Below are 14,691 nucleotides of genomic sequence, written 5' to 3'. Positions count from 1 at the left end.
GGCCACCGCGGCGGGCGCGGCGGCTGCGCCCGCCGCGGTGGCCTGGGGAGTGCGTGACTTCGCCGGCGGTGGCACCGGCTGCTGGGGGCGCGGCGCCGTGCGACCCCCAGCCGGCTGCTGCGTGATCAGGAGGACCACCTCCTCGACTGAGGATGTGATCATCCATCACACGCGGCCGGGCCGTCTAGGCTTTCAGCGTCGCGGGTTCCCGGTCCCAGTCGCGGGCCTGGCGGACACCCCGGGCCTCGAGGCGAGGGAGGACCTCGGCGGCGAAGTACTCCAGCTCACCGGCGTAGTCGAAGAACGCCACGGTCATCCCGTCGAAGCCTGCCTCGTGGAACCGCTGGATCTCGTCGGCGACGTCGTCGGGCGTGCCGATGAGCGGGCAGCTGCCGTGGCCGGCGGCGAAGCGGGCGCGGAACGTGGCGAGCATCTCCGGCGTGAAGGACTGCGCGTGCAGGCCCTGGAGGGCCATGAGGTTGTCGACGGCGGACCAGTCGGCCTGCTCGTCCGCGTAGTAGTGGAGGAACTCGTCGGCCTCCTTCCGGCTGGGGCGGCACACGACGTGACCGAGGGTGAAGACGCCGGCCTCGCGGCCGTACTGGTTGCGGGCCTGAGCCTTCATGGAGGCGGCGATCTCGCGCCCGTCCTCGGGGCCGCCGACGATCGTGAACCCGAAGTCGGCGTTGCGCGCGGCGAACTCCCGTCCCTGCTTGGACGAGCCGGCGTTCAGCACGGGCAGGACGCCGTCGTAGGGCTTGGGCATGCCCTCGACGTGTCGGAGATGGAAGAACCTGCCGTCATGGTCGAACTTGCCCGGTGTCGTCCAGATCTTGCGGATGACGTCCCACCACTCCTGGGCGAGGGCGTAGCGGTCGTCGTGGTCCTGGGGAAGCTCGACACCGAAGGTGTCGTACTCCGGCTTGTTCCAGCCGGCCACGATGTTGATGCCCGCCCGTCCCTGCCCGACCTGGTCGACGGTCGCCAGCTGCTTGGCGACGACGATGGGGTGGTTGAACGCCGTGTGCACGGTGGCGAAGACGGAGAGGTGCCGGGTGTGGGCGAGCAACGCCCCGGCCCAGACGGTGGGATCGAGCACGCCCTCGTGGAAGTTGGTCTTGCCGCCGTACCCGATCCAGCGCGCGATGGGCAGCATGAAGTCGATACCCGCCTCGTCGGCGATCTTCGCGAGCCGGAGGTTGTCCGCCCAGCTGCCCGACCACCGGTCGGGTGCCTTCGTCACCGCCAGACCGGACGAGCAGTTCGAGCTGAAGGTGCCGAGCTTGAAGTCCGGGGCTTCCTTGATCGGTCGAGCCATCTGAACCTCCGTGGGTCGAGGGGGTACTTGTCCTGGACGGCCCGGACGGCGCCGGGCCCGGTGATGGAGCGGTGCGGCGCGCGCGACGTCGGGCGGCCGATGCATCGAGTCTGTGGCGGGGGCGGAGGCGGCGTCTATCCACCTCGCGCGGACTGCGCTCCGAGATGCGCGGTCGTGCGCCGGCTCCCGCGGGACGCGCGGTCGTGTGGGCTCGTCCAGGAGGCGCAGTCAGCTGAACGTTCGGCGGAGGGGCCGACGCGCGTTGACATGTGATCAAATCGGTTGAAGAATCCCGACGCCCCCGCCGAGCGCCGCCGTCGTCCCTGGTACGTGCTCCGCTCGGCCGCCAGGCCGCGCGAGGCGCCGTCCGGCGGAGGGTGCCGCGACACGACACGGGGAGGCGCCTCAGCCATGTGCGATCTGAGAGAGGGGGCGCCGCGGCGCGTCTCGCCACGCCCGCCGGAGGGTCCCGACGGCCTCACCGTCGCGGGGGAGGGGGACGACTCGCCGGCGGTGGGCCGGCGCCTCACGCGGGGTGGCGCAGCGGTGTTCGTCCTCAGCCTCCTCGCCGTCGCCGTCAACCTCCGGCCCGCCCTGACGAGCGTGGGTCCGCTCCTGCCCGAGATCCGCCGGGACGACCTCGGGCTCGGCCTCGGCGTGACCCAGGCCGGGGTGCTCACGACGGCGCCGCTGCTGTTCTTCGCCCTGGGCGCGCCGCTCGCGCCCCGCCTCGCCCGGAGGTTCGGCCTCGAGCGGACCGTCCTCGCCGTCCTGGCCGTCGTGGCGCTGGCCCTGGCGGCCCGCCCCTGGGGAGGGTTCGCGTTGCTCCTCCTGGGCACGGCGGTCGCCGCCGGGGCCATCGCGGTCGCGAACGTGCTGGTCCCGGCACTGATCCGCCGGGAGCTGCCCAGCCGGGCCATGGCGGTGATGGGCGCGTACTCCCTCACGCTCGCCCTCGGCGCCACGATCGCGGCGGGGGTCACCGTGCCCATCGCGGGCTGGCTGGGCGGGTGGCGCTGGGGCCTCGCCTCCTGGGCCCTGCTCGCCGTCGTGGCCCTGGTGCTCTGGGCGCCGAGGGGCCGGGGCGGCGCGGCGGCGGACCTCGGTTCGGCCGCGACCCGGCAGCTGTGGCGCCACCCCCTCGCCTGGCAGGTCTCGGCCTACCTCGGCACGCAGTCGGTGGGCTTCTACTGCGTCGTCGCCTGGCTGCCGAGCATCGCCCGCGAGTCCGGCATGACGGCCACGAACGCCGGACTGCTGCTCTCGACGTCGATCCTCGTCGGTGCGGGCTCGGGCCTGCTCGTCCCCGTGCTCAGCTCCCGGGCCCGGGACCAGCGGGTCGCGGCGGCCGGGATGGTCGTGTTCATCCTGGCCGGGCTGGCCGGGCTCGCCCTGGCGCCGGCCGCCGCGCCGTGGCTGTGGGCCGTGCTGCTCGGCATCGGCGAGGGGGCACCTTCCCCCTCGCGCTCTCTCTCATCGTGCTGCGGAGCCGGACTGCCGCCGACGTCCCCGGTCTCTCGGCGATGGCCCACACGGTGGGCTACCTCATGGCAGCCGCCGGTCCGCTCGTCATGGCGGCGATCCGCGACTGGACCGGCTCCTGGGCGCCGGCGATCGTCTTCATCATCGCCGTGGCACTGGCCCAGCTGGTGCTCGGGTGCTTCGCCGGCCGGGCACGGTTCGTCGGGGCGGACCCGGTGGTTCCGGCGGGAGCCGGCAGGCCCTGACGTGCCTCCACGTCAGGCGCGCGGGAGCGCTGGGCGTCGTCCATGACGGGGCGCTGGGCGCCGTTCACGACACGGGCGGGAGACGTCCACCGCGCCCTCCGGAGGTGCGCGCGACCCGGCGCGCCCTGCCCTTCCACGCCGCCGTGCGGCGCCGGTACGGCTGCGACCGATACGCGCCGATTCAGCAACTTGACATGTGATCAAATTCTCGGGCAGGCTCTGGCCAGGCGGTCAATGAAGATCACATCGCCTGACGCAACAAGCGCCCCAGAACAACCGCAGCGAGCCCCACCACCCCGGGGTACGCGGTGCCACCCCCTCCGGCGAGCGAAGGCGCCCGCCAAGCACCAAGCGACAGGAAACATCCATGCAGACACGACGCACCCTCAGCGCCGCCGCCGCCCTCGTCGGCGTCCTCGCCCTCGCCGCCTGCGGCGGAGCCAGCGACGACGCCGGGGCCGCCCCGAGCGCCGGCGGGAAGTCCTCCTCCGCGGCGGGCGAGACCGCCAAGGTCACGTACCTGACGTCCTTCAACACCTTCGGCCGCGACGCCTACGCCTACGTCGCCGAGGAGAAGGGCTTCTTCGACGAGGCGGGCATCGACGTCACCATCGAGCCCGGCTCCGGCACGGTCGACGTCATGAAGCTCGTCGCCTCCGGCAGCGCGGACTTCGGCACCGGGGACTTCTCCACCGTCGTCGTCACCGTCGCCAACGAGCAGCTGCCGGTGACGACCGTCGGCGTCATCCACCAGAAGTCCCTCGCCGCCGTCGTCACCCTCGGGGACCGCGGCATCGCCGAGCCGGCCGACCTCGCCGGCAAGAAGGTCGGCGACCAGCCCGGCTCGACGAACCAGGTCATCTTCCCCACCTACGCCAAGGCCGCCGGCCTCGACCCGGCCTCGGTGGAGTTCGTCCCCGCCGCGCCCCCGGCCCTGCCTCAGCTGCTCGTCAGCGGCCAGGTCGACGCGATCGGTCAGTTCGTCGTGGGCGAGCCGCTCATCGCCGCGGCGGCGCAGGGCAAGGACGTCGTCGTCCTGCCCTACGGCGACGTGCTGCCGGACCTGTACGGCAACGTCCTGTTCACCTCCGACAAGCTCGCCGAGGCCGACCCGGAGCTGGTGAGCCGGTTCACCGAGGCGCTGCTCAAGGGCCTGGAGTACTCGGTGGAGAACCCTGAGGAGACCGGGGAGATCCTCCGCAAGTACCAGCCCACCCAGAACCAGGACGTCGCGACCGCCGAGGTCAAGCTCATGGCGCCCTACGTCGAGGTGGACGGCACGAAGGTCGGCGCGATCGACCCCGACCGGGTCCAGTCGACTATCGACATCATGGGCCCGGCCCTGAAGAACCCGGTGACCCCGGAGGACGTCGTCGACTTCGACCTCGCGCCCGGGAAGTGAGCAGGCCATGATCTCCATCGACAACGTCTCCCAGGTCTTCACCACGAAAACCGGCACCGTCCACGCGCTGGAGAACATCAACCTCGAGGTCGCCACCAACGAGTTCGTCACCCTCGTGGGCCGCTCCGGCTGCGGGAAGTCCACGCTCCTGCGGGTGATTGCCGGGCTCATCACCCCCACCGCCGGCACGGTCAAGGTGGCGGGCGAGCCGGTGCGCCGGCCCCGCCGGGACGTCAGCGTGATGTTCCAGCGTCCGGCGCTGCTGCCCTGGCGGTCGGTCCTGGACAACCTCATGCTGCCGGTGGAGATCCTGCGGCTCGACCGCGACGCACACCGCGAGCGGGCGCACCAGCTCCTCGAGCTCGCCGGCCTGAAGGGCTTCGAGGACAAGCTCCCGCACGAGCTCTCCGGCGGTATGCAGCAGCGGGTGTCCCTGTGCCGCTCGCTGATCCAGCGTCCGAAGGTCCTCCTCATGGACGAGCCCTTCTCCGCCCTGGACGCCCTGACCCGGGCCGAGCTGTCCGTCGAGCTCCAGCGCGTGGTCGCCGAGGAGAACACCACGATCGTGTTCGTCACCCACTCCATCGACGAGGCCGTGCTGCTGGCCGACCGCGTCGTCGTCCTCAGCCCGCGGCCCGGGCGGCTGCGTGAGGTCGTCGACGTCGGCATCCCCCGGCCCCGCACCCTGGGGCAGAACGCCCACGCCGACGAGGTCACGCGGGTCAGCGCCAGGCTGCACGACCTGCTGATGCCCGAGCCCGAAGGAGCAGCCGCATGACCGCCGTGACCGCCCCGAAGAACGGCACCGCCCCGGCGACCCGCACGGTCCCGGCCCGGCGCCGTGGCCGCAGCTCGCAGTCCCTGGCCACCGTGGGCCTGCCGGTCCTGGCCGTCGTGCTCATCGCGGCGCTGTGGTGGCTGGCCACCGTCCTGTTCGAGATCCCCGAGTACCTCGTGCCCGGGCCCCAGGTGGTGGCCGGCACGCTCGTCGAGCTCGGGCCCTACCTGCTCGAGCAGACCTGGGTCACGCTGGGGGAGACGCTCCTCGGCTTCGCGCTGTCGATCCTCATCGGCATCCCGGTCGCCATGGCCATCTCCCGGTTCCGGGTGGTGGAGCTGATGCTCTACCCGCTGCTCCTCGCGGTGAACTCGGTGCCCAAGGTGGCCATCGCCCCGATCCTCGTCGTGTGGATGGGCTTCGGGCAGACGCCCAAGATCGTCATGGTCATCCTGCTGTGCTTCTTCCCGATCGTGCTCTCCACCGTCTCGGGCCTGCGCTCGACCCCGGCCGAGCTCGTGGAGCTCTCCCGCTCGCTGGACGCCTCCGAGATGCAGGAGTTCGCCAAGATCCGCTTCCGCTGGGCCCTGCCGCAGGTCTTCGTCGGGCTGAAGAACGCCATCTCGCTGGCCGTCATCGGCGCGGTCATCGCCGAGTTCGTCGGCGCGTCATCGGGCCTGGGCTTCGTCATCGTCCAGTCCGGCGCCAGCGCCGACACCGCGCTCGCCTTCGCCGCGATCGTCCTGCTGGCGCTGATGAGCATCGTGCTGTTCTACCTGCTGGCCTGGCTGGAAAAGGCGCTGCTGCCCTGGGCGGAGGAGCACCGGTGAGCAGCACCAGCCAGCTCTTCGAGCTCTCCCCGGGCGACGGCTCCGGCTTTCAGCGCACCCTCGCCGACCGCGTCGCCGTCGAGCTCCACCGGGCCATCCTCGGCGGGGACTTCGAGGCCGGGTCCTGGCTGCGGATCCAGGAGCTCGCCGAGCAGTACGAGACCAGCGCGATGCCGGTGCGCGAGGCGCTGCGGCGCCTCGGCGCGCTCGGCCTCGTCGAGGTGGTCCCGCACCGCGGCGCCCGGGTCGCCGAGCTGTCGGTGGTGGACCTCGAGGACACGTACGCGACCCGGCTCGCCCTCGAGCCCGTGATCGTCGCGGCCGCCGCCCGGCAGTTCACCCTGGAACAGGGCGGCGAGGCCGGCGTGGCGCTCGAGCGCCACGAGCGTCTGCTCCACGGCGGGGAGGTGGACGCCGCCCGCGCCGCCCACACCGAGTTCCACTTCCTCCTGTACCGGGCCTCCGGCTCGCGCTGGATGCTCCGGGCCATCGAGCCGGTGTGGCAGAACAGCGAGCGGTACCGCTTCGCCTCCCCGGGCGACCCCGAGGCGCTCGCCCGCAGCCATGCCGAGCACACGGAGATCCTCCAGGCCTGCCTGGACCACGACGCCGGTGCCGCCGCGCGGGCGATGCGGCGCCACCTCACCGGCGCCAAGGAGCGCATGCGCCGGGCGATGACCGTCTGATCCCACCCAGCCCGCACCGCCGCCCGCGCCCGAGAGAGGGAAGAACCGTTGACCACACCATCCACTGTGAGCCCCGCCTGGCTCACCGCCGCGACGGCGGCCGTCCTCGAGGGCGCCGGGCTCGCCCCCGAGCCGGCGCGCGCCCTCGCCGACAGCCTCGTCGACGCCGACGCCCACGGCGTCGCCTCGCACGGGGTGATGCTCGTGCCGATGTACGTCGAGCGCCTGCGGGCCGGCTCCGTCAGCACCGCCGCCACCGCTCACGTCGTCCGGGACGACGGCGGAGCCGGCGCCGTCCTCGACGCCGGCCACGCGCTGGGCCAGCTCACCGCCGTGCAGGCCATGGGCCTGGCCGTCGAGAAGGCCAAGCGGCTGGGCGTCGGCGCGGTCGCCGTGCGCGGGGCCTTCCACTTCGGTCGCGCCCTGCCCTTCGCCCAGCTCGCCGCGGCCCAGGGCTGCATCGGGGTGGCCATGGCCAACACCCGCCCGCTCATGCCCGCGCCGGGCGGTGCCGAGCCGGTCGTGGGCAACAACCCCGTGGCCGTCGCCGCCCCCGGCGACCCCGGTCTCGGTGTGGACATGGCCCTGTCCGAGGCCGCGCTGGGCAAGATCCGCATCGCCGCCGCGGAGGGGCGGCCCATCCCCGAGACCTGGGCCACCGACGCCGACGGCGTGCCCACCGCGGATCCGGCGGCCGCCCTGGAGGGCATGCTCCTGCCCGCCGGGGGCGCCAAGGGCTTCGGCCTGGCCCTGGTCGTCGACGTCCTCGCGGGCGTGCTCTCCGGCGGGGCGTTCGGCACCGCGGTGGCGCCGCTCTACCAGGACACCGCGGTCCCCAACGACTGCGCGCACTTCTTCCTCGCCATCGACGTCGAGCACTTCGTGGGCCGCGAGGCCTTCGCCGCCGGCATGGCGCAGCTCGCCGCGGGCGTCCTCGGCTCGCGGCCCCGCCCGGGCGCCGACCCGGTCGTTCTGCCCGGCCAGCGCGGCGCCGCCCTCGCAGCCAGGGCCGCCGCCGAGGGCATCGTCATGGACCCGAGCACCCTCGAGGGCCTGCAGCGGGCGGCCGCGGCCGTCGGCGTGGACCTTCCCCGAACCGACATGGAGGCCATCAGGTGAAGACCAGCTTCGACTCGACAGGGGACGTCGTCCTCGTCACCGGCGGTGCCAACGGCATCGGCGCCGCCCTTGCGCGGGCCGTCGGCGCCGCGGGCGGGCAGGCCGTCGTCCTCGACGTCGCGCACTCCGACGCCCTCGTGGGCGCCCCGGGCGTCAGCCAGCTGCGGGTGGACGTCGCCGACCGCGACGCCGTCCACGGTGCCGTGGACGCCGTCGTCGCCGAGCACGGGCACGTCACCGGCCTGGTGGCGGGAGCCGCGATCCAGCCGCGCACCGCCGTCGCCGACATGGACCCCGACGAGTGGCGCAAGGTGCTCGGCGTGAACCTCGACGGCGTCGTGTGGGCCTGCCAGGCGGTGCTGCCGTCCATGGTCGCGCGCCGCGACGGCTCGATCGTGCTGTTCACCTCCGGCCTGGCGCACATGGGCCGGGCCGAGGCCTCCGCCTACGCGGCGAGCAAGGGGGCGCTCATCCCGTTCGCCAAGTCCCTCGCCGCCGAGGTGGCCGAGCACCGGGTGCGCGTCAACGTCCTGGCCCCCGGGGTCGTCGACACCCCGCAGTTCCGCGCCGCCAACCCCGACGGGGCGGAGCGCGAGCACTGGGCCCGCACCACCGGCATCGGCACGCCCGAGGACGTCGTCGGGCCCCTGCTGTTCCTGCTCTCCGACGCCGCCACGATGACCGGCTCGACGCTGAGCCGCGACCGTTCCTACCCCAAGGAGTGACCCGCATGGCACCCACCGCCCCTCCTGGCGCCCCCACCGGCGAGCTGCCCGTCGTGGTCGTCGGCGCCGGGCCCGTCGGCCTCATCACCGCCCTCGGCCTGAAGCACTACGGGATCCCCGTCGTCGTCCTGGAGGAGGACGAGCGGCTCTCGCTGGACACCAAGGCCGGCACCGTGCTGACCCGGACGATCGAGGTCCTCGACCGCTACGGCGCCGCCGCCCCGGTGCTGCGCGCCGCGCTGCGGATGGACGAGATCGGCGAGGTCGACCGGGCCACCAACGCCGCCGCGCCGAGCGTGAAGACCGACGTCCTGGCCGGCGACACCCGCTTCCCCTTCGTCGTCAACATCCCCCAGAACAGCCTCGAGGCCGTCCTGGAGGAGGTGCTGCGCGGACGCGACCCCGAGGTGCTGCGGCTGCGCCACCGCGTGACGGGCCTCGTCCAGCAACCCGACCACGTCACCCTGACCGTCGAGGGTCCCGACGGCGTGCACGAGCTCGACGCCCGGTACGTCCTCGCCTGCGACGGCGGCCGGTCCGGCATCCGCGACCAGCTCGGCATCACCGTCGAGGGCAAGACCCTCGAGGAGCGGTACATGCTCGTCGACCTCAAGGTCGACCTCGACGTCGGCAACCCCCGTGACTACCCCTACCTGGCCTACTTCGCCGACCCGGCGGAGTGGATGATCCTCGTGCGCCAGCCGCACTGCTGGCGGTTCCTCTTCCCGCTGCGGCCCGACGCGCCGCAGCCGGGACCGGAGGAGCTGCGCGACAAGGCGCTGCGGTTCATCGGGGAGGTGGACGACGTCGAGCTGCTCGGCACGAACGTCTACACCGTCCACCAGCGCGTGGCCGACCGCTGGGGCGAGGGCCGGGTCTTCCTCATGGGCGACGCCGCCCACCTCATCACCCCGATGTGGGCGCTGGGCCTGAACACCGGCGTGCTGGACGCCTCCAACCTGCCCTGGCGCCTGGCCTGGGTGCTGCGCGGCTGGGCCGACCCGGCCCTGCTGGCCGGCTACGAGGCCGAGCAGTCCTCCGTCGCGATCCGCGGCTCCGGCGAGATGGCGGAGAGCGCCCGCCTGGCCATGGGGGGCGCCGGACGCGTCGAGAGCGGCGGGCAGGGCGGCTGGGGCTGGGCGATGACCCGCTCGCTGCTCGGGGTCCGCCTCGACGTGGCCGGCACGGGGGAGTGGTCGATGGTCCGCGCGGGCCAGGAGCCCCAGCCCGTCCGGGTCGGCGACCGGGTGCCCGACGTGCCCGTGTACGGCCCCGACGGCGAGGAGGCCCACCTCCACCGGCTGGCCGCCGACAGCTTCGTCGCGCTGCACTTCGCCGACGCCCGCCGCCGGCCCGTGCTGCCCCCGGCGGGCACGCCCGGCCTGACCCACCTGCTGGTCAGCCGCTGGGACGCCCCGCACGACTCTGGCCTGCGCGAGCGGTCCTGCTTCGACCCGGGCGAGCGGCTGCGCCGGCGCCTCGGGGTCGAGGACGGCACGGTCGTGCTCCTGCGCCCCGACGGCCACATCGCGGCCATCGCCGACTGGTCCACCGGCTCCCAGGTGGCCGAGGAGATCTACGCCCGCATCGTCCGGCCGGGCCCGGCGGAGCTCCGTGGCGCCCCGGACGCGGGCGCCGAACCCGACGGGGCCGCCGCGGCCCCCCAGCCCGAGGAGGTCCTCGCATGAACGACGTCGTCACCGCGCCGGACGGAACGGAGATCACCCTGGTCGGGGTGGGAACGAGCGTCATCCTCGACACCCCGGTCGTGCGGGTGTGGGACGTCGTCCTGCCCCCGGGGGGCACGCACCCGTGGCACCAGCACCACAACCCCTACGTCGTGCTGTCGGTCGCCGGTTCCTCGGGGCGCATGGACTGGCTCGACGGCAGCGAGCCGCGCCACGTCTCGGAGTACTCTGGCGGCGCCGTCTTCCGTCCCGTCTCGCCGATCCACCGCCTGACCAACACGGGCGGCACCCGGTACCGCAACCGGCTCCTCGAGCTCAAGGACCTGGGCGAGAACCGGGCCGAGGGCATCCTCGACGTCGGCCCGGGGGCCCGCAGCATCGAGGGCGAGGTGCCCGACCTGCCCCGCCCCGACGACGGCCGCGTGCCCGTCATCGGCACCGACTACGTCCGGGTCTGGACGGCTACGGTGCCCGCCCGCACGCGCCTCGCCCTCGAACTCGAGGACGTCGGTCACGTGGTGGCCGAGCTCGACGCCGACCTCGAGGACGACGCGCTGGCCGCCTCCGTGAGCTACCACGAGGGCGGGACCTACAAGCTCGACAACGAGACCGACCACGACCGCACGTTCTTCGTCGTCGCGCTGGACTACCTGGCGCACGGCACCGGAAAGGACCACGCATGACCGAGATCAGCACGCCCCTGCCGCTCGTCCCCACGCCCCCGCGCCCCGAGGCCGTCGACGCCCACGAGTGGGCCGAGAACCTCTCCGAGCCGGCCCGCTACGGCGGCGAGGCGCCGGACCGCTCCCGCGAGCAGGCCGGCCCCGTCCTCGACGGCGAGGCGACCTACCGGTTCCGGGAGATCCTCGTGCAGAGCGGCGACCTGGAGTGGGTGGACAAGACCCTCGCCGGGCTGAGCCACAAGACGCTGTGGCGCAACGAGGACACCGGTGCCTCGATCACGCTGGTGAAGTTCGAGAAGGGCTCGGGCATCCCGAGCCGGCACTCCCACGCCTCCAACCAGTTCATGTTCTGCCTGTCGGGGCGCTACACCTACGTCCCCACCGACGTCACCCTGACCGCCGGCTCCTTCTACTGGAACCCGCGCGGGAGCATGCACGGTCCGACCCTCGCCGAGGAGGAGACCGTGCTGCTGGAGATCTACGACGGCCCGCACTACCCGACCCAGCCCAGCTGGTACTCCGACCCCGCCGACGCGCGCTGATCCATCCGCTGATCCAACCCCACCGGCCCCAGGGCGGGCAGGACGACCGCACCCGCCGCAGGGCCACAACCCCTTCCACCGAAAGGAAAGACCACATGGCAACCAAGACTGAGATCCGCAGCGACAAGCTGGCCGTGCCGAACGGCCACTTCGCCCAGGCCACGGCCATCAAGGCCCAGGGCACGCTGGTGTTCATCTCCGGCATGACGGCCCGCAACGCCGAGGGCGGGGTCACCGGCGTCGGCGACGTCAGCGCCCAGACCCACCAGGTGTGCCAGAACCTCCAGGCGGCGGTCGAGGCCGCCGGCGGCACCCTGGACGACATCGTCCGCGTCGACGTGTACGTGCGGAACATGGAGGACTTCCAGGCCATCCACGCCGTCCGCAGCCAGTACTTCACCGGCGTCGCGCCGGCCTCGACGATGGTGGAGGTCTCGAAGTTCGTCAACAAGGACTACCTCATCGAGATCAACGCCATCGCCGTCCTGCCCGAGGCGGGCTGATGCGCTTCGGAGCCGCGCGCCACGCGGGGGAGAGGCGCACGTTCCTCGTCGAGGGGGAGGAGGCGCTCGTCCTGCCGGCCGGCGCCCCCACCCCGGACGAGATCGTCCGCGACCCGGCGGCCGCCGCGGCGGCCGCCGCGGCCGCGGCGGGCGCAGAGCGGGTGGCCACGGCCGCCCTGGACCTGCTCGCACCGCTGACCCGGTTCAACCGGGACGTGCTGTGCACCGGCTGGAACTACTGGGACCACTTCGAGGAGTCGAAGGGCAAGCGTGAGGGGCAGGACCCGGCGAGCCGGCCGGAGCACCCGACCTTCTTCACCAAGGGCCCGCTGAGCGTCATCGGCCCGCGCGACCCCATCGCGTGGGACCCGGACCTCTCGGCGAAGTGGGACTACGAGGCGGAGGTCGCCGTCGTCATCGGCCGCGGCGGCCGGTCGATCCCGGAGGACCGGGCGATGGAGCACGTCGCGGGCCTGCTCGTGGCCAACGACGTCTCCCAGCGCGACCTCCAGCGGGCCCACGGCGGCCAGTGGCTCAAGGGCAAGAGCATCGACGCCTCGATGCCCATCGGGCCCTGGGTCACCACGCCGGACGAGGTCGACGTGGCCGACCTACGGATCACGTTCGAGCTCAACGGGCGCGAGCTGCAGTCGGCGAGCACGCGGCAGATGGCCTTCACCATCGGCCAGATCATCGCCGAGCTCAGCTGGGGCATGACCCTGCTGCCGGGCGACGTGATCCTCACCGGCACCCCGAGCGGGATCGGCAACGCCCGCGAGCCGCAGATCTTCCTCGGCGCGGGGGACGAGCTGGTCACGCGCGTCACGGGGCTCGGCGAGCTGCGCAACACCGTCACGGCGAGCTCCCTGTCCGCCTATCAGGTGGTGGGATGACCCGGACGGACATCCACACGCACCTGGTGCCGGTCCCGGCCGCCGACGTCCTCGCAGCCGCCGGGCTGCGGGACGCCGGCGGCCGGCTGGCCGCCGGCGAGCACGTCATCGGCCCGCCGGGCCTGTACGCCCCCGAGCGGCTGGTCGAGTGGCTCGCCGGCGCCGGGCTGGAGCGCGCCCTAGTCTCGGTGCCGCCGCCGCTGTACCGCCAGCACCTGGCGCCCGAGCAGGCCGAACGGTGGGTGCGGGCCCTCAACGACGGCCTGCGGGAGCTCACCCGGGGCTACCCGGCCCTCGTGCCGCTCGCTTACCTGCCGCTGGAGCACCCCGACCTGGCCGTCGCCGAGCTCGGTCGGCTCGGGGAGAGGTCGGTCGGGTTCACCGCCTCGGCCGGCGGGCGCTCGGTGAGCCTGGCCGACGACCGGCTCGCCCCGCTGTGGGCGGGACTCGTCGCTCTCGACGCACCCCTGGTGCTGCACCCCGGCGCCTCCCCGGACGAGCGGCTCGACGAGCTCTACCTCGGGAACCTCCTCGGCAACCCCGTCGAGACCGGTCTCGCCGCGGCCCAGCTCCTCCTCGGTGGGGTGCTCCAGCGCCACCCGGGCCTGCGGATCGCCCTCGTGCACTGCGGCGGCGTGCTGCCGGCGGTGCTGGGCCGGTACCAGCGGGGGCTGGACACCGACCGCCCCGGCGTGCCCCGGCGGGACGCGGACCTGCGGGAGGAGGCCGCCCGGCTGTGGGTCGACTGCCTCGCCCACGACGCCGCCGCGCTCGACCTCGCCGTCGGCGTCGTCGGCGAGGAGCACCTCCTGGTGGGCAGCGACTGGCCCTTCCCCATGGGCACCGACGACCCGCTGGCGCTGCTGGCGCACCGCGGCCCGGCGGCCGCGGACCGGGTGGCAGCGGACAACGCGGCCGCGTTCCTCGGCGCCGCGGCGGGACGGTCGGGGGCCTGACACCCGCGTCGACCGGGCGGGGCACGCCCGCGTCAGCTGATCGCGGCCTGCATGCGCGTCATGGCGCCCTCGAGGTGCTCGCGCATGGCCCGCTCGGCGGCCGCGGCGTCCCCCGCCCGGTAGGCGTCGAGGATGTGGACGTGCTCCTCGTGGCTGCGCAAGGCGTCGGTGGCGCTCCGGTGCACCGCGGCGTGCGCGCGGCGGGCGCTGAAGCGGTAACGCTCGCTGTTCTGCCAGACCGGCTCGATCGCCCGCAGCAGCCAGCGCGAGCCCGAGGCGCGGTACAGGCCGAAGTGGAAATCCGTGTGCGCGCGCCGCGCGCGCTCGAGGTCGCCGGCCTCGCGGTGCCGTTCGTGGCGCTCGAGCGCCTCCATAGCCTTCCGGGCGACCGCCTCGTCGCTGCGCTCGGCGGCGAGCGAGACGGCCAGCGGCTCGAGCGTGAGCCGCATCCGGTACGTGTCCGCGAGGTCCTCCTCGGTCAGGTCGCGCACCCGGGCGCCCCGGTGCGCCACGATCTCCACCACGCCGAGACCGGCGAGGCGCCGCAGGGCCTCGCGGACGGGCATGGCGCTCGTGGTGAACCGCTCGGCCAGCTCCTGGATCGGCAGGGCCGACCCCGCGGGCAGCTCACCGGTCAGGATCAGGCGGTGCAGCTCGGCGGTCACCCGGTCCGACAGGGTGTCGTGCAGCCCGCCCGTCCGGTCCGGGGCGGGCTCGAAGGCAGTGGTCACCGGTTCCCTCTCGTCAGCTTGGCGGCGGGCGCCCTCACTGCGCCGCGCGCCGCCCTGGGGAGTATGTGATCACATGTCAATGAAGTTGGCTATGGGAACGGGTGCGTGTC

The 14,691-nt window shown here is 73.6% G+C and carries 15 protein-coding genes; 13 read left to right on the top strand and 2 right to left on the bottom strand.

From position 1 onward, the window contains the following. Positions 1-184 precede the first annotated feature (184 nt). Complete coding sequence (locus GD970_RS00280; RefSeq protein WP_152199386.1) at positions 185-1,318, bottom strand: LLM class flavin-dependent oxidoreductase; 1,134 nt, start codon at positions 1,316-1,318, stop codon at positions 185-187. A 546-nt stretch (positions 1,319-1,864) separates the two neighbouring features. Here GD970_RS00280 and GD970_RS00275 point away from each other — a divergent pair. From GD970_RS00275 to GD970_RS00215, 13 genes are all read left to right on the top strand, one after another. Beyond that, positions 1,865-3,091 carry an MFS transporter gene (locus GD970_RS00275; RefSeq protein WP_170297131.1) on the top strand — a complete coding sequence of 409 codons (1,227 nt, stop codon included), beginning with the start codon at positions 1,865-1,867 and terminating at the stop codon, positions 3,089-3,091. 321 nt (positions 3,092-3,412) lie between these two features. Next, on the top strand, positions 3,413-4,447 hold the full coding sequence (locus tag GD970_RS00270) for an ABC transporter substrate-binding protein (RefSeq protein WP_152199381.1): 1,035 nt from the start codon (positions 3,413-3,415) through the stop codon (positions 4,445-4,447). Between the two features lie 7 nt (positions 4,448-4,454). Beyond that, positions 4,455-5,225 (top strand): ABC transporter ATP-binding protein, encoded by a 771-nt coding sequence (locus tag GD970_RS00265; RefSeq protein ID WP_152199378.1) that lies wholly within the window; start codon positions 4,455-4,457, stop codon positions 5,223-5,225. Continuing rightward, on the top strand, positions 5,222-6,055 hold the full coding sequence (locus GD970_RS00260; RefSeq protein WP_152199376.1) for an ABC transporter permease: 834 nt from the start codon (positions 5,222-5,224) through the stop codon (positions 6,053-6,055). Before GD970_RS00265 ends, GD970_RS00260 begins: the two co-directional genes overlap by 4 nt. Beyond that, positions 6,052-6,741 carry a GntR family transcriptional regulator gene (locus tag GD970_RS00255; protein WP_152199373.1) on the top strand — a complete coding sequence of 230 codons (690 nt, stop codon included), beginning with the start codon at positions 6,052-6,054 and terminating at the stop codon, positions 6,739-6,741. Before GD970_RS00260 ends, GD970_RS00255 begins: the two co-directional genes overlap by 4 nt. A gap of 48 nt (positions 6,742-6,789) precedes the next feature. Then, entirely contained in the window at positions 6,790-7,860 is a 1,071-nt protein-coding gene (locus GD970_RS00250; protein ID WP_152199371.1) for an Ldh family oxidoreductase, read from the top strand. Further along, positions 7,857-8,585: an SDR family NAD(P)-dependent oxidoreductase gene (locus GD970_RS00245; protein ID WP_152199368.1), complete on the top strand. Its 729-nt coding sequence runs from the start codon at positions 7,857-7,859 to the stop codon at positions 8,583-8,585. Before GD970_RS00250 ends, GD970_RS00245 begins: the two co-directional genes overlap by 4 nt. A 5-nt stretch (positions 8,586-8,590) precedes the next feature. Next, positions 8,591-10,273 carry an FAD-dependent monooxygenase gene (locus GD970_RS00240; RefSeq protein ID WP_152199366.1) on the top strand — a complete coding sequence of 561 codons (1,683 nt, stop codon included), beginning with the start codon at positions 8,591-8,593 and terminating at the stop codon, positions 10,271-10,273. Beyond that, complete coding sequence (locus GD970_RS21430) at positions 10,270-10,956, top strand: cupin domain-containing protein (RefSeq protein ID WP_193314854.1); 687 nt, start codon at positions 10,270-10,272, stop codon at positions 10,954-10,956. Before GD970_RS00240 ends, GD970_RS21430 begins: the two co-directional genes overlap by 4 nt. After that, entirely contained in the window at positions 10,953-11,498 is a 546-nt protein-coding gene (locus tag GD970_RS00230) for a cupin domain-containing protein (protein WP_152199364.1), read from the top strand. Before GD970_RS21430 ends, GD970_RS00230 begins: the two co-directional genes overlap by 4 nt. A gap of 95 nt (positions 11,499-11,593) precedes the next feature. Further along, positions 11,594-12,001 (top strand): RidA family protein, encoded by a 408-nt coding sequence (locus tag GD970_RS00225; protein ID WP_152199361.1) that lies wholly within the window; start codon positions 11,594-11,596, stop codon positions 11,999-12,001. After that, a complete protein-coding gene (locus GD970_RS00220) occupies positions 12,001-12,894 on the top strand; it encodes a fumarylacetoacetate hydrolase family protein (RefSeq protein ID WP_152199358.1) in 894 nt (297 codons plus the stop codon). Before GD970_RS00225 ends, GD970_RS00220 begins: the two co-directional genes overlap by 1 nt. After that, positions 12,891-13,850, top strand: coding sequence for an amidohydrolase family protein (locus GD970_RS00215; RefSeq protein WP_152199356.1), 960 nt, complete (start codon positions 12,891-12,893; stop codon positions 13,848-13,850). Before GD970_RS00220 ends, GD970_RS00215 begins: the two co-directional genes overlap by 4 nt. A 32-nt stretch (positions 13,851-13,882) precedes the next feature. Here GD970_RS00215 and GD970_RS00210 read toward each other — a convergent pair whose 3' ends face one another. After that, positions 13,883-14,581 carry a GntR family transcriptional regulator gene (locus GD970_RS00210; RefSeq protein ID WP_152199353.1) on the bottom strand — a complete coding sequence of 233 codons (699 nt, stop codon included), beginning with the start codon at positions 14,579-14,581 and terminating at the stop codon, positions 13,883-13,885. Between the last annotated feature and the right edge of the window lie 110 nt (positions 14,582-14,691).

The organism is Georgenia thermotolerans (genome assembly GCF_009193185.1).
Classification (GTDB): domain Bacteria; phylum Actinomycetota; class Actinomycetes; order Actinomycetales; family Actinomycetaceae; genus Georgenia; species Georgenia thermotolerans.
Note: the sequence above shows the minus strand (reverse complement) of the source record. Positions and strands in the feature narration are given on the sequence as shown.

Excerpts from the sequence above, each read along its gene's own strand:
- GD970_RS21430 (WP_193314854.1), top strand. The coding sequence starts at position 10,270 with ATGAACGACGTCGTCACCGCGCCGGACGGAACGGAGATCACCCTGGTC.
- GD970_RS00220 (WP_152199358.1), top strand. The coding sequence starts at position 12,001 with ATGCGCTTCGGAGCCGCGCGCCACGCGGGGGAGAGGCGCACGTTCCTC.
- GD970_RS00270 (WP_152199381.1), top strand. The coding sequence starts at position 3,413 with ATGCAGACACGACGCACCCTCAGCGCCGCCGCCGCCCTCGTCGGCGTC.
- GD970_RS00215 (WP_152199356.1), top strand. The coding sequence starts at position 12,891 with ATGACCCGGACGGACATCCACACGCACCTGGTGCCGGTCCCGGCCGCC.
- GD970_RS00225 (WP_152199361.1), top strand. The coding sequence starts at position 11,594 with ATGGCAACCAAGACTGAGATCCGCAGCGACAAGCTGGCCGTGCCGAAC.
- GD970_RS00260 (WP_152199376.1), top strand. The coding sequence starts at position 5,222 with ATGACCGCCGTGACCGCCCCGAAGAACGGCACCGCCCCGGCGACCCGC.
- GD970_RS00240 (WP_152199366.1), top strand. The coding sequence starts at position 8,591 with ATGGCACCCACCGCCCCTCCTGGCGCCCCCACCGGCGAGCTGCCCGTC.
- GD970_RS00280 (WP_152199386.1), bottom strand. The coding sequence starts at position 1,318 with ATGGCTCGACCGATCAAGGAAGCCCCGGACTTCAAGCTCGGCACCTTC.
- GD970_RS00265 (WP_152199378.1), top strand. The coding sequence starts at position 4,455 with ATGATCTCCATCGACAACGTCTCCCAGGTCTTCACCACGAAAACCGGC.
- GD970_RS00230 (WP_152199364.1), top strand. The coding sequence starts at position 10,953 with ATGACCGAGATCAGCACGCCCCTGCCGCTCGTCCCCACGCCCCCGCGC.